Below are 14455 nucleotides of genomic sequence, written 5' to 3'. Positions count from 1 at the left end.
TCAGCGCCGCGCCCGGCGGATCCGTCGCGAGGATGAACTCGCCCTCACCCGTTGGGCGGGCCGGCCGGAAGGAGGCCGTGGCGGTGGATGAAGACCACCGTCTGCACCCGGTCGCGCAGCTGCAGCTTGGCCAGGCAGGCCGAGACGTGGGTCTTCACGGTCGCCTCGGTGAGGAACAGCCGACGGGCGATCTCGTTGTTGCTCAGCCCCTCGCCGATGAGCAGCAGCACCTCGCGCTCGCGGGCGGTGAGCAGGTCGAGCTCCTTGGGCGGCTTCGGGCCGGGGGCCGAGGGGGCGTTGTCGCCGGTCACCCGGCCGATCACGCGCATCGTGACCTCCGGGGCGAGCAGCGCGTGGCCGTCGGCGGCGGCCCGCACCGCCTCGGCCAGCGAGTCGGGGTCGGCGTTCTTGAGCAGGAAGCCGCTCGCGCCCGCGGCGAGCGCGTCGAAGAGGTAGTCGTCGCGGTCGAAGGTGGTCAGGATGATCACCTTCGCGTGCCCCTCGGCCACCACCGTACGCGTCGCCTCGATGCCGTCGGTGCCGGGCATCTGCACGTCCATCAGCACCACGTCGGGCCGCAGCTCGCGCGCCTTGGTGATCGCGTCGGCGCCGTCGGAGGCCTCACCGACCACCGAGATGTCGTCCTCCAACGAGAGGATGAGTCGGAATCCCGAGCGCACCAGCTGCTGGTCGTCGGCGAGCAGCACCCGGATCACGCCGGCACCTCCGTCTCGATCGGGAACCGCACCCGCACCCGGAACCCCTGCACCGCCCTGGGTCCTATGTCGACCTCCGCCTTCCGGATGGCCGCCCGCTCGCGTACGCCGAGCAGACCCAGTCCGCTGCCGGAGGTGCCGTGCCGGGGCCGGCCGTTGTCGGTGATCTCGACCTCGGCGTACGGTGCGGCGTTCGCCCTGTCGACGCGGAGGACGACCTGGGCGCGGTCGGCGGTGGAGTGGCGGCGTACGTTGGCCAGCGCCTCCTGGACGATCCGGTAGACCGAGTGCGCCAGCGGCACCGGGAGGTCCTCGACCGGCCCGACTGCCTGGTAGTCGACCCACAGCCCGCTCTCGCGTGCCCCGTCCAGAAGCGCGGGCAGGTCCTCGAGCCGCGGCTCCGGGCGGCGTACGCGTTCGGCCCCTGCCTCCGCGTCGCCGGCAGGGTCGCGCAGGGTGCCGAGCAGCGAGCGCATCTGGGTGACGCCCTCGCGCGCGGAGGCCTCGACGTTGCCGAGCGCCTCGGCGGCGCCCTCGATGTCACCGGGACGGCCGCGTTCGAGCAGCTTGCGCCCGGCGGCGGCCTGGACGCCGACGACCGCGACGTGATGGGCGACCACGTCGTGCAGCTCGCGGGCGATGCGCAGGCGCTCGTCGATCACCGCGCGCCGCTGGAGCTGCCCGGACTGGGCGGCGATGGTCGCGGCCTGCTCGGCCAGCTCGGCCTTCTGCCGGGCGCCCCGCCAGGCGACCTGGCCGCCGACGATCGCCCCGGCGAAGTAGAGCAGGTTCATCATGGTGGTGAGCAGCACGTAGGCGGTCACCGGGCCGATGAGCGAGGAGCCTTCCGCGTCGGCGGTCGCCTCGCGGATCTCGTCGATACCGCTGCCGACCGCGAACTGCCAGGAGAGCCAGGCGAACATGAACAGGGTGATCAGCCCCATCACGACCACCATGTCCCGCCGGCGACGTGCCCAGGCGGCTCCGGCGAAGAAGGCCACGAAGTAGATGATCTGCATCGGCAGCAGCCCCATCACGGTCGGGAGCCACACGCCGGTGACGAACATGTGCAGCCCGGCCAGGAGCGCGATCGTGAGCGGGAAGCGCCGCCTGAAGACCAGCAGCGCCGCGCCGACGACCACGGCCGACCACTCGACCCAGGTCGGTGCGTCGCTGGAGTCGAGCGTCCCGACTCCCCGGATCAGCTCCAGGGTCGCCAGGCTCGCGACCAGCACGATCGCACCGACCAGCCAGTCGCCGAGCGTGATCGAGCCTTCCCGCTCCCAGTCGTCGTCGGTCGCGAAGAACGTCGCCAGCCGGCCCGGGGAGCCGGAGGTGTCATGCACAGTCACCCGGCCACCCTAGTTCGGCAGAGGGGTGGGGTCCTCAGTCTCGAGTCGGAGTCTGGCGGGTGGTTGGCGGGGTAGTCCGGTAGCGAACTGCCTAAATACTGGCCGGTAATAGGCAGTTCGCTACCGGACTACCCGATTTCAGCGCGAGCCAGCAGCCCGCTGGCGCTTGCGGGCACGCGAGCCGGGGCGGCTCTTTCGGTTGCCGGTGCCTTCGCCGGCGGGGCGGCGCGGGGGCTGGGTGACGACCGGGACGAACGGGCCCGGGCGGCTGCGCTCGCCCGGAGCCAGCTCGACCAGGATGGGGTGCGAGGGTCCGTCGAGGCGGGTGGTGGTCGGCTTGATCCCGGCGGCCCGGGTCAGGGTGCGGACGTCCTTGACCTGGTCGGGGAGCATCAGGGTGACCACGGTGCCGGAGGCACCGGCGCGGGCCGTACGTCCGGAGCGGTGCAGGTAGGCCTTGTGCTCGGCGGGCGGGTCGGCGTGGACGACGAGGGTGACGTCGTCGACGTGGATCCCGCGGGCCGCGATGTCGGTGGCCACCAGGGTGGTCGCCCGACCGGAGTGGAACGCCTCCAGGTTGCGCACGCGGGCGTTCTGGGAGAGGTCGCCGTGGAGCTCGACGGCCGGGATGCCGGCGCGGCCGAGTTGGCGGGCGACGCCCTTGGCGCCGTGCTTGGTGCGGGTGAAGACGACGGTGCGGCCCGGAGCGGCGGCGAGGTCGGCGAGCACAGGGATGCGGTGCTCGCGGGCGGAGAGGTGGAGCACGTGGTGCTCCATCTCGGCCACCGGCGACTGCGCCGAGTCGGCCTCGTGGACGACCGGCTGCTGCAGGAACTGCTTGACCAGCACGTTGACGCCCTTGTCGAGCGTGGCGCTGAACAGGAGGCGCTGGCTGCCCTTCGGCGTCATCGCCAGCAGGCGCCGCACGGCGGGCAGGAAGCCGAGGTCGGCCATGTGGTCGGCCTCGTCCAAGACGGTGACCTCGATCGAGGACAGGTCGGCGTGACGCTGCGAGATCAGGTCCTCGAGGCGGCCGGGGCAGGCGAGCACGACGTCGGCGCCCTTGCGCAGGCCGATGACCTGCGGGTTCTGCCCGACACCACCGAAGACGGTCTGCACGCTCAGGCCGGCCTCGGCTGCGAGCGGCCGCAGCGACTCCTCGATCTGGCGGACCAGCTCACGGGTCGGAGCGAGCACGAGCGCCCGCGGCTTGCCGGACTTGGCCCGGGCGCCACCCGCGAGGCGGGCGACGAGCGGAAGCAGGAAGGCGTACGTCTTGCCCGAACCGGTCCGCCCGCGACCGAGCACGTCGCGGCCGGCGAGGGAGTCCGGCAGGGTCGCGGCCTGGATCGGGGTGGGGGAGGTGATGCCGTGGTGGTCGAGGACGGCGGTGAGGTCTGCGGGCACGCCGAGCGCGCTGAAGCTCTGCTGAGACAAGGAGTCAACTTTTCAAGCGATGTGTCTCGCCATAATGAGTTGATACCGAGAGCGGCCGGGGGCAAGACCGGAACGGGCCGCTGATGGGTCAGATACTACCGGTAGGTGACCCGTCCACCAGAATCCTCGGCTCCCGCCCGGCGCAGATGTGCGGCCAGGCTGTGCTGGTGCTCGACCTGAGGCAGCTGCAGCGGGCGGCCGGTGACGAGGTGCAGGGTGATGTCGACGCGCGGGTTGGGCTTGCGTGAGTCGGCGACACCGGTGTCGATCCTGACGACGTCCTCCCACAGCACGACATCGGTGTGCCGGGGATACTCCAGGACCAGACCGCCTTCGTACAGTCCCAGGTCGACCGCCAGCGGCCGCCTCAGCCCGAGCCAGGTGAGCCGGAAGCCGAGCCCCAGCCCGGCCAGTGCGACCGCCGCGCCGGCCAGCACGATCACGATCGGCAGCTGCGGGCGGGTCGCGATCCAGGCGCCGAGCCCGACCAGCGCCGGGCCGCCGAGCAGCCCGACCGGAACCATCCAGGCCCGCCCGTGCGCCGGGTGGGTGCTCAGCCGGATGACGAGATCCTCGGAGAGCGACTCCTCGCTCGGCGTACGCAGCCACGCCCGCCGTGTCGGAAGCACCACCAGACCGAGCACGACGAGCCCGAGGCCGCCCCAGAGCACCGGATCGCGGCCCATGCCGAGGATGCGGACCGGCCACGGGTTGATCGCATGCTCGCCGTAGGCGTCGGTGCCGACCACCCACATCCGGAAGGTCGCCTTGGACGGGTCCGGGTCGCGGCCGATGTCGCGCAGGGTGCCATGGATCTGCCCGGTCACCTGCTCGCCGCCGACCTTCCACCGGCCGGTGCAGGCGAGGATGTCGCCGGTGCCGGCGTCGAACTCGCAGCGTTCCACCACCTTCACCGCCGCCCATCGACCGCTGTTCCAGCGGTCCGCGACCTGTTGGGCGACCGCGGCGACGGGGAGCAGCATCGCCAGCGCTCCGAGGCCGAGAGCGAGCAGCACGACCGCGGCGGTGGTGCGCCGCTGCAGCAGCAGGATCCGCCGAGACGGGAGGATGAGACGGGACTTGGGGCCGGTGGTGGGGGTCACGAGCTCTTTCGGAGGCGGTGGGCGATCGAAATCCGAAGCCTATCGGGGTATGCCAGGCATCCGCCCATCGGAACCGAGGATCACGCCCAGGGGTCGACCAGGATCTTCGCGTGCGTCTCCGGGTCGGCCAGGTCCGTGAAGGCCTGGGCGACCCCGTCGAGCCCGACGGTCCCGGTGTGCAGCGGCGAGGGGTCGACCTTCCCGCCGGCGATCAGCTCGAGCGTGCGCGCGAACTCCGCCGGGTCGTAGCCGAAGACGAACCGCAGGTCGATCTCCTTGTGGATCGCGATCGCCGGCCGGATCGTGTCGGGCTCCATGCACACCCCGACCACCACGACCCGCGTGTGCAGCGGCGCGGCGGTGAGGATCTGCTCGAGCATCCCGGGCACGCCGACGCACTCGAAGACCACCGGGCCGCTCGGCGACTGCCCGAGCCGGTCGGCGTTGAGGAGCACGGTCTCCCAGGGAAGCAGCGGGATGCGGCGTACGACCTGCATCGCGTCGATCCCGAAGCCGAGGTAGTCGGTCAGCGAGCTCACCGGGCCGCGCTGCTTGTAGGCGTCCCACGGCGAGGACTCGCGCGGGTCGACGACCACGTCGGCGCCGCACTTCACCGCTAGCGCTCGGCGCGCGGGGGAGAGGTCGGAGGCGACCACCGTCTTCACTCCCTGCGCCTTGAGCATGAGGATGACGGCCAGTCCGATCGGGCCGCAGCCGATGACCACGGCCGGGCGCCGGGCGGAGACGGCGCCGCGGCGTACGGCGTGGAAGGCGACGGCCAGCGGCTCGGTGAAGACCGCCTGGTCGGGTGAGACGCCGTCGGGGACCGGGAAGGTGAACGCTTCCTGGACGACGCAGTACTCCGCGAAGCCGCCGGGGGAGTCGACGTCGAAGCCGACCATGTGGACCGCGCCATCGGTACGCAGCACCGGCAGCGCCGCCACCGAGGTGCCCGGCTCCCAGCGACCGCGGGTCTCCGAGCCGTAGGCGACGACCTCGCCGAGGATCTCGTGGCCCAGCACGATCTCCTGGTCCGGGGTCATCGCAGTGGTGTAGCCGATCTCGGTGACCACCTTGTTGAGCTCGTCCGCGTGCTCGCGGACGTGCAGGTCTGAGCCGCAGATCCCGGTGCGCAGCACCTTGATCAGCAGCTGACCCGGCCCGGGCTCGGGACGCGGGACCGACCGCACCGAGAGCTCGCCTTGGTGGACCACGGTTGCGCGCATCTGTGTCATCCCGACTGACGCTACCGTGCCGGCGGCCGCGCCGATGAGCACCGGGGCCAACACGATGGATACGATCAAAGAGCCGCTGAGCGAAGGGCGGCCCACCACCACAGCACAGGAGAGATCGTGTCCGAGATCAAGATCGCCGTACTCACCCCCGACGGGCGCGAGGAGCGGACGGTCACTACGGGCACGAAGGCGTGGGAGCTCTTCGCGGACACCCCCGACGTGATCGCTGCGCGGGTCGGGGCGGACCTCAAGGACCTCGCCTACGAGCTCGCCGACGGTGACGAGGTCGAGGGTGTCCTGATCGACTCCAAGGACGGCCACGACATCCTGCGCCACTCCACCGCGCACGTGATGGCGCAGGCGGTGCAGGAGCTCTTCCCGGAGGCCAAGCTCGGCATCGGCCCGCCGGTGACCGACGGTTTCTACTACGACTTCGACGTCGAGACCCCGTTCAACCCTGCGGACCTGGACAAGATCGAGTCCCGGATGAAGAAGATCATCAAGGCGAACCAGAAGTTCTCCCGCCGGGTCACCACCGACGACGACGCCCGCGTCGAGCTGGCGAACGAGCCCTACAAGCTCGAGCTGATCGGCCTCAAGGGCAACAGCGCCGAGGCCGCCGAGGGCGCCAGCGCCGAGGTCGGCGCCGGCGAGCTGACCATCTACGACAACCTCGACCGCAACGGCGAGATCGCCTGGAAGGACCTCTGCCGCGGCCCGCACCTGCCCACCACCAAGCGGATCCCGGCCTTCAAGCTGATGCGCAGTGCCGCGGCGTACTGGCGAGGCGATGAGAAGAACAAGCAGCTCCAGCGCATCTACGGCACCGCCTGGGAGTCCAAGGAGGCGCTCGAGGCCCACCTGACCCGGATCGAGGAGGCCGAGCGCCGCGACCACCGCAAGCTCGGCCGCGAGCTCGACCTGTTCTCCTTCCCGGACGAGATCGGTTCCGGCCTCCCGGTCTTCCACCCCAAGGGCGGGATCATCAAGCGGGAGATGGAGGACTATGTACGCGCCAAGCACATCGAGCACGGCTTCGAGTACGTCGGCACCCCTCACATCGCGCGTGAGCAGCTCTTCCACACCTCGGGCCACCTGCCCTACTACGGCGACGGCATGTTCCCGGCGCTGGACGTGGACGGTCAGGACTACCGCCTCAAGGCGATGAACTGCCCGATGCACAACCTGATCTTCCGTTCGCGCGGACGTTCCTACCGCGAGCTGCCGCTGCGCCTGTTCGAGTTCGGCTCGGTCTACCGCAACGAGAAGTCGGGCGTCATCCACGGGCTCACGCGTGTGCGCGGCTTCGCCCAGGACGACTCCCACTCCTACTGCACCAAGGAGCAGGCACCGGCCGAGGTCAAGCACCTGCTCGACTTCATGCTGACCGTCCTCAAGGACTTCGGTCTCGACGACTTCTACCTGGAGATGTCGACCCGCGACGACTCCAACAAGGACAAGTTCGTCGGCAGTGACGAGGACTGGGCCGAGGCCACCAAGATCCTCGAGGATGTCGCCTCCGAGACCGGTCTCGACCTCGTGCCCGACCCGGGCGGCGCGGCGTTCTACGGACCGAAGATCTCCGTGCAGGCCAAGGACGCGATCGGCCGGACCTGGCAGATGGGCACGGTGCAGTACGACTTCAACCAGCCGGCCGCGGACCGGTTCAACCTGGAGTACCAGGCCGCCGACGGCACCCGCCAGCAGCCGGTGATGATCCACTCGGCGAAGTTCGGTTCGATCGAGCGGTTCCTGGGTGTGCTGGTCGAGCACTACGCCGGCGCCATGCCGCCGTGGCTCGCCCCGGTCCAGGTGGAGATGATCCCGGTCGCGGATGCGTTCAACGACTACGTCTACGACATCGCCGGCAAGCTGAAGAAGGCAGGCGTACGCGTCGAGGTGGACGAGTCGAGCGACCGCTTCCAGAAGAAGATCCGCAACGCCCAGCTCCAGAAGATCCCGTTCATGCTGATCGCCGGAGGCGAGGACGCCGAGGCAGGCGCGGTCAGCTTCCGTTACCGCGACGGCCACCAGGAGAACGGCATCCCGGTCGAGGAGGCCATCGAGCGGATCGTCGCCGCCGTGGAGTCGCACGAGCAGGTCTGAGCCTGTGACCCTGCGAGGAACGAGCAGGGTCACAACGCGATGAGATCGAGCGAGCCCCGCTTCCGCGAGCTTGCGAGCGGGAGCGACGGGCGGGTCGAGATCCGGCCTCCGTGATCGTCCAGCGCCCCGTCCCCAATAAGGGACGGGGCGCTTTCGTATGCCCCGAAGATACACGCGACACGAAGTCGCGCGTACTCTTGTTATCGGGACGCGTGTCCGGGTAACGTGGGTCACGTCGTCAGCTCAACGTAGAACTCAGCGATGCAAAGGAGCGATCGTCATGACCGCTGTTCAGGATGAGAAGTCCGCTGGATACGTCCGCCAGGGCAAGCAGGCCTACCTCGACACGCTTCGTACGCTGTCCGAGGCCTCGGTCGAGGTGCACTTCCAGCCGTTCCGTGACATCGCCTGGGACTCCCCGGAGCTGGCGGTCACGCCGGACGATGAGCGCTGGATCCTCAACGATGCCGACGAGATCGGCGCCCACCCCTGGTACAAGGCGCTGCCGAAGCAGCGCCAGATCGAGATCGGGATGTATCGCTGGGCCCAGGTCGCCAAGGTCGGCCTGCAGTTCGAGCAGCTGCTCATCGGCGGCGTCATGAACCACCTGGTCTGGGCCAAGAACAACAACCCGGAGTTCCGCTACGCGACCCACGAGGTCACCGAGGAGACCCACCACACCCAGATGTTCCAGGAGCTGGTCAATCGGGTGAACCCGGACGTGGCCGGTGCGCCGACCTACTTCAAGGTCCTGGTGCCGCTCCTGGCCTCCGCTGGGGCGTTCTTCCCGGAGGCGTTCTTCACCGGCATCCTCGCCGGCGAGGAGCCGATCGACCACCTGCAGAAGGGCGCGATGCGCGCCGGCGGCAGCCACCCCATGGCCAACCGGGTGATGCAGATCCACATCGCCGAGGAGGCCCGCCACATCGGCTTCGCCCACCAGTACCTCGAGCAGCACGTGCCCGAGCTCGGCCGTGTGAAGAAGACGCTGTTGGCCTATCTCTTCCCGATCATCATGCGCCTGCTCTGCGACGTGATCATGGTCCCGAGCAAGCAGGCCCGCTACGACATGGGCATCCCGGACGAGGTCGCCCGCGAGATCTGGTGGAAGTCGGAGGAGTCCGAGAAGCTGCTGCGCGACCTCTTCGGGGACGTACGCCTCCTGGCCGACAACCTCGGCATCCGCAAGGGTCCGGCCAAGCTGCTGTGGCGGCTGACCGGCATCGACGGTCGCGCCTCGCGCTACCGCGCCGAGCCGCGCGCGGCGTCGTACTGATCCCCGAGCCCGACGCCCCAGAACGGTAGTCACAAGTGCCTCACGTCGTCACCCAGTCGTGCTGTGCGGACGCCTCGTGCGTGGTCGCCTGCCCGGTCAACTGCATCCACCCCGCCCCGGGCGAGCCCGGCTTCGGCGAGGCCGAGATGCTCTACGTCGACGCCAAGAGCTGCGTCGACTGCGGAGCCTGCGTCACGGCCTGCCCGGCCGACGCCATCGTCCCGCACACGACCCTGAGCGCCGCGCAGGCGCCGTTCCTGGCGATCAACGCGGAGTACTTCGAGGTCTTCCCGCACTCCGACCGCACCCCGCTCGCCCTGGTCCACCCCCAGCGCCGGCTGACCCGCACCGGACCGTTCCGGGTCGCGGTGGTCGGCGCCGGGCCGGCAGGGATGTATTCAGCCGACGAACTGCTCAAGCACCCCGAGATCTCCGTCGACGTCTTCGACCGGCTGCCGACGCCGTACGGCCTGGTCCGGGCCGGTGTCGCGCCGGACCACCAGAACACCAAGCAGGTCGAGAAGCTCTTCGCGCAGATCGAGTCGCAGCCGGGGTTCCGCTACTTCCTGGGCGTCGAGGTCGGCAAGGACGTCTCCCACGCCGAGCTGACCGCCCGCTACGACGCGGTCGTCTACACCGTCGGCGCGGCGAGCGACCGGGCCCTCGGGATCGACGGCGACGACCTGCCCGGCTCGCTCAGCGCGACCGACTTCGTCGGCTGGTACAACGGCCACCCGGACAAGCAGGACCTGCCCGTCCACCTCGACCAGGAGTCCCTGCCGTCGGGGCGGGCCGTCCTGGTCGGCAACGGCAACGTGGCGCTCGACTGTGCCCGGATCCTCGCCGAGGACCCCGAGCGGCTGGCCGGCACCGACATCGCCGAGGGACCGCTGGCGGTCCTGCGCGACAGCGCGGTGCGGGAGGTCGTCGTCCTCGGGCGCAGGGGGCCCGAGGAGGCGGCCTTCACCGTGCCCGAGCTGGTGGGGCTGATGGGGCACACCGGGATCAACGTCGTGGTCGACACCGGCGACCTTCCGCTCGAGGAAGCGCTGGCCGGTGGCGAGACGACCACGCGACTGCTGCGCGAGCTCGCCGGGCGCGAGGTGCGTCCGGAGCTGCGTACGATCGTGCTCCGCTTCCTCAGCTCACCGGTGCGCGTGCTGGGCGAGGGCCGGGTCACCGGGGTCGAGGTCGGTCGCAACCGCCTCGAGCGTGACGAGAACGGCGTCGTCCGGGCCGTCCCCACCGGCGAGACCGAGGTCCTCGAGACCGGGATGCTGCTGCGCGCGGTCGGCTACAAGGGTCTGCCGGTGGCCGATCTTCCCTACGACGCCGCGACCGGCACCGTCCCCAACGAGCGCGGCCGGGTGCTCCCGGGCGTCTACGTCGCGGGCTGGGTCAAGCGCGGCCCCAACGGCTTCATCGGCACCAACAAGTCCGACGCCGAGGAGACGGTCGAGCAGGTGCTCGACGACCTCGACACGGACCGGATCCCGGCCCCGGTGGGTGACGCCGGCGAGATCGCCGCGGTCGTACGCGGCCGCCAGCCCGCCATGGTCGACCTGGCCGGCTGGCAGGCGATCGACCGCGAGGAGAAGCGGCGCGGCGCCGAGTCCGGCCGTCCGCGGGTGAAGATCACCGATGTCGAGGAGATGCGGGCCATCGCCGCGAAGTCGCGGAAACCCCGATACGCTCTTGGACGTCGCAAGGAGCGCTGAGACGCTCTCGACAACGTCACGGGGAGCAGGGGGAGAAGCGGGTGGCCGGGGAGAAGCGCGACGGTCGGCAGGACCGGTGGAGCAAGCACAACGAGCAGCGCCGCCAGCAGATCATCGATGCCGCCATCGCGGTGATCGAGGCCGGTGAGCCGGGCGCCGACGTGCAGGTGCAGCAGATCGCCGTCAAGGCGGGGCTGTCCCGCACGGTCATCTACCGCCACTTCGAGGACCGCGCCGACCTCGACCGGGCCGTGCAGCAGGCGATCCTCGACGGGCTCTGGTCCGACCTGATGCCCGGGATCACCCTGGACGGCACGGTGCCGGAGATCATCGAGCGGATCATCGGCACCTACGTCCGCTGGGCCCGGGCCCATCCGGCCCTCCACCTCGCCGCCGACCACGACATCGACGGCGGTGACGACGGCCCCTTCCAGCAGGGGATGGAGCAGCTCGCGGGACGGATCTCGGCGATCGTCGGCACTGCCGTCATCGCTCTCGGGGGCAACCCCACCGAGGAGGAGGCCGAGGCGCTCGACCCGCTGATCTACGGCCTGGTCGGAGCGGTCTTCGGTGCCGTACGCCGCTGGCTGACCCGCACCGGCGAGCGCCTGCCCGCCGAGACGCTGGAGCGGCTCACCGCCCAGTCGATCTGGTTCGTCATCGACGGTCACGCCCGCGGGTTCGGGATCGAGCTCGACCCCGACCTTCCTCTGGAAGAACTCCTGTCCAAAGACATCCTCGCGGTATAGCCTCCCGGTATCACCTGGCCACGCGGCCGTTCATCCCAGGAGAAGACCATGCCCCACATGCGCAGACTCTCGATCGCCGTCACCGCCGGCCTGGCGGCCACCGCCGGGCTCGCCGTCCCGCTCAGCCAGGCCACCGCGGCCCCGGGCAGCGGCTCCTCCGAGGGCACCGCCCGCGTCTTCATGGTGAACCCGGTCCAGTCCAGCAACGACCAGGGCCTGACCGACCAGAAGGACGCCGCGAGCGCCGTCCCGGACAGCGCCTATGCCCAGGTTCCGCTCACCCACCTGGACGGCTCGGGCTACCTCCGCGGCGACTACGCGGTCGTCGAGTCGAGCACCGGCACCCCCGCGCGCTCGACCACCAACAGCTTCTCCTACGACCGCCACCAGGACCAGTTCGAGCAGGTCATGGGCTACTTCTGGGTCACCCGGGCGCAGACCTACCTGCACACCCTCGGCTTCGGAGAGACGCTCCCCGGTGTCCTGAACGAGCCGTTCTCGGTCAAGATCAACCAGTACGGCGGCGACAACTCCTACCAGACCGACAAGCCCTACCGGATCCGGCTGGGCAAGGGCGGTGTCGACGACGCCGAGGACGCCGAGGTGATCGTCCACGAGTACGGCCACGCCGTCCACGCCAGCCAGGTGCCCGGCTATGGCAGCAGCCTGGACGCGGGTGCGATCGGGGAGTCGTTCGGCGACTATCTCGCCGTCACCGTCGGGCTCGACGCCGCCTCGGAGTTCGGCTGGCCGGTCGCCGCCGACCCTTCCTGCCCGATGGACTGGGACTCGACCTCCTACACCGACGCCCCGCACTGCATCCGCAGCTTCCACCTCGACCTGACCCTCGAGGACCGCCGCAACCAGGTGCACTACGACGGCCAGATCTGGAGCCAGGCGCTGTGGGAGATCCGCGAGGGCTACCAGGCCCTGGGCCTCTCCACCCGCGACTGGGACACCACGCTGATCTACTCCCAGTTCTCCTACGCCCCCGACACCAGCTTCCAGGCCGCGGCCGCCGAGACGTACGCCGCGGCGGCTGCTCGCGACGGCCAGGCGGCCGCCGACCTGGTCCGCGACCGGTTCGCCGCGCGGGGGATCACCTTCTGATCCTCGTCGCCTGATCTTCATCGCCCCGACCGCTCGGGGTCCCGGCGCTGCCAGACGTGCCAGTTGTCGTACCTCGCCCGCTCCACGTAGTGGCGCAGGAGGTACTGCTGGGCGTCCTCGGCCTCGAGCCCCCAGGAGTCGAGACTGTCGCCATCGACGACGATCCACTGCGGTGCCGAACCCCCGGACATGACACTGCGCAAGCCGGCCAGGTGCGGGTCGCGGACCCGCACCGGGAGGCTCCACAGGTTCTCGTAAGGGCTGGTCAGACCGCTGGCGGCGATGATCTGGGGATCGCCGAAACCGACGACGAGCCCGTCGGACGGGTGCGCGTGCTCGCGCACGTAAGCCGAAACCTCGACCTCGGGTGAGACCGGGGGAGGGATGACGACGTGGAACGCCCACACGGCGACCGCGGATGCGACCGCGTAGACCACGGCACATCTCAGCGCCCACCCGGCTCGCGGACCGGGCCGGGCGATGGCCACCAGCAGCACCAGGCCGGGGACGAGGCCGATCAGGTAGTGCAGCCAATAGCTGCCACCCATGCCGATAGCGAAAACCTCCCACCCGGTCACGGCGATCGCCGGCCAGGTCAGGGGCGTCCTGCGGACCAGGACCACGGCGGCGGCCGTCACGAGCACGACGGCTGCACCGCTTCCCAAGAACGCCGCGGCGAGCAGGGCGCCCCGTTCGGCCGTCGCGGCGGAGGCGGAGGAGTCGATCATCTCCGAGGCGTGGGCCCGGAAAGTGACGACAGCGCCCCACAGCCCCGGTGCCGACGTGCCCCGCGCCCACGCCGCGGCGAGGGCCGTACCGAGCAGCAGCACGGCGCCCGCCACGACCGCCCCGATCCGTCCCCACGACCGCGGCACCTGCCGGTGGGAGACCGCCACGAGGACGAGCGTGAACACGAAGACGTCGATGACGTTCTGCTTCACCAGCGCGGCAGCCATGCCGCAGGCGCCCGCGCCGCCGGCGAGCGCGACGGTCCGCCATCCCCAGGTGCCGCGCATCGCCGTGACCGCGCACACCAGGCCGAGGAGGACGAAGGGCAGCGCGAGCAGTTCACCGTCGACCCCGGGCATCCCGAGGAGCGGGCTCGACAGCAACGCCGCGGCCACCAGGACGGTCGCAACTCTCGCCGTGCGGTGGCCCGGGGACACCAGGGCGGCCAGGAGCCCTGCCAGCGCCACCGACGTCCCGCTGGCCACGGCGCCGATCAGCTTGAGCCCGGGGGCGGTGGCGGCTCCCGCGGCGGTGACGTGGACGGCCCCGAGGTGGTCGGCGAGGGCGAACAGCCAGATCAGCAGCGGCGGCCGGTCGACCCAGTAGTCGCCGTACAACGAGTGGCCGGGCCTCCACTGCTGGGCGACCAGCAGGAACCCGCTCTCGTCGGCGGTGAGCGGTCGGTGGAGAAAGGGCAGCCACGCCGCCGTCGCCATCAGGGCGGCGAGCACGACGGCGAGGTTCGCCCACCCTCCCCGGGAGTCGCGTGCGCCGTTGCCGCCGGGCCTCGTGGGAGCCGACGCAGAGGTTCGGTCACTGACGGAAGTAGTCACAAAGCCACGCTGGGAACGTCTCGATGAAGCCACGGCGGAGCCGCGTGCGCGCAGTGTTGTGGGGTGTTGTCACTCTATGACCGCTGTTCAA

Annotated in this window: 11 protein-coding genes; 5 read left to right on the top strand and 6 right to left on the bottom strand. The window is 70.5% G+C overall.

Going from position 1 to position 14455, the window contains the following annotated elements; genetic code table 11:
• Positions 1-44 precede the first annotated feature (44 nt).
• The 5 genes from ACIRON_RS12015 to ACIRON_RS11995 all read right to left on the bottom strand — a co-directional run bounded on the left by ACIRON_RS12015 (position 45) and on the right by ACIRON_RS11995 (position 5843).
• Positions 45-716: a response regulator gene (locus tag ACIRON_RS12015; protein ID WP_402992527.1), complete on the bottom strand. Its 672-nt coding sequence runs from the start codon at positions 714-716 to the stop codon at positions 45-47.
• Positions 713-2068 (bottom strand): sensor histidine kinase, encoded by a 1356-nt coding sequence (locus ACIRON_RS12010; protein ID WP_402992526.1) that lies wholly within the window; start codon positions 2066-2068, stop codon positions 713-715. Before ACIRON_RS12010 ends, ACIRON_RS12015 begins: the two co-directional genes overlap by 4 nt.
• Before the next feature lie 138 nt (positions 2069-2206).
• Positions 2207-3505, bottom strand: coding sequence for a DEAD/DEAH box helicase (locus ACIRON_RS12005; RefSeq protein WP_402992525.1), 1299 nt, complete (start codon positions 3503-3505; stop codon positions 2207-2209).
• A 95-nt stretch (positions 3506-3600) separates the two neighbouring features.
• The gene (locus ACIRON_RS12000; RefSeq protein WP_402992524.1) at positions 3601-4608 is read right to left on the bottom strand and encodes a hypothetical protein; all 1008 of its coding nucleotides are present in this window, start codon (positions 4606-4608) and stop codon (positions 3601-3603) included.
• Between the two features lie 80 nt (positions 4609-4688).
• Positions 4689-5843, bottom strand: a complete 1155-nt coding sequence (locus ACIRON_RS11995) for a zinc-binding dehydrogenase (RefSeq protein ID WP_402992523.1) — start codon at positions 5841-5843, stop codon at positions 4689-4691.
• A gap of 117 nt (positions 5844-5960) precedes the next feature.
• Here ACIRON_RS11995 and thrS point away from each other — a divergent pair, with 117 nt between their 5' ends.
• The 5 genes from thrS to ACIRON_RS11970 all read left to right on the top strand — a co-directional run bounded on the left by thrS (position 5961) and on the right by ACIRON_RS11970 (position 12802).
• On the top strand, positions 5961-7949 hold the full coding sequence (thrS, locus tag ACIRON_RS11990) for a threonine--tRNA ligase (protein ID WP_402992522.1): 1989 nt from the start codon (positions 5961-5963) through the stop codon (positions 7947-7949).
• Positions 7950-8229: 280 nt separating this feature from the next.
• Complete coding sequence (locus ACIRON_RS11985; protein ID WP_402992521.1) at positions 8230-9225, top strand: diiron oxygenase; 996 nt, start codon at positions 8230-8232, stop codon at positions 9223-9225.
• A 35-nt stretch (positions 9226-9260) separates the two neighbouring features.
• Positions 9261-10943 carry an FAD-dependent oxidoreductase gene (locus ACIRON_RS11980; RefSeq protein ID WP_402992520.1) on the top strand — a complete coding sequence of 561 codons (1683 nt, stop codon included), beginning with the start codon at positions 9261-9263 and terminating at the stop codon, positions 10941-10943.
• 41 nt (positions 10944-10984) lie between these two features.
• Positions 10985-11692 (top strand): TetR/AcrR family transcriptional regulator, encoded by a 708-nt coding sequence (locus ACIRON_RS11975; protein WP_402992519.1) that lies wholly within the window; start codon positions 10985-10987, stop codon positions 11690-11692.
• A 57-nt stretch (positions 11693-11749) separates the two neighbouring features.
• Entirely contained in the window at positions 11750-12802 is a 1053-nt protein-coding gene (locus ACIRON_RS11970; protein ID WP_402992518.1) for a M36 family metallopeptidase, read from the top strand.
• A 17-nt stretch (positions 12803-12819) separates the two neighbouring features.
• Here the strand turns inward: ACIRON_RS11970 and ACIRON_RS11965 are convergent, their stop codons facing one another.
• The gene (locus ACIRON_RS11965) at positions 12820-14262 is read right to left on the bottom strand and encodes a hypothetical protein (RefSeq protein WP_402992517.1); all 1443 of its coding nucleotides are present in this window, start codon (positions 14260-14262) and stop codon (positions 12820-12822) included.
• Positions 14263-14455 lie beyond the last annotated feature (193 nt).

It is taken from the genome of Nocardioides sp. NPDC101246, assembly GCF_044767415.1.
GTDB lineage: Bacteria > Actinomycetota > Actinomycetes > Propionibacteriales > Nocardioidaceae > Nocardioides.
The sequence above is the reverse complement of the archived record's forward strand: the minus strand, read 5'-3'. Positions and strand labels throughout refer to the sequence as shown.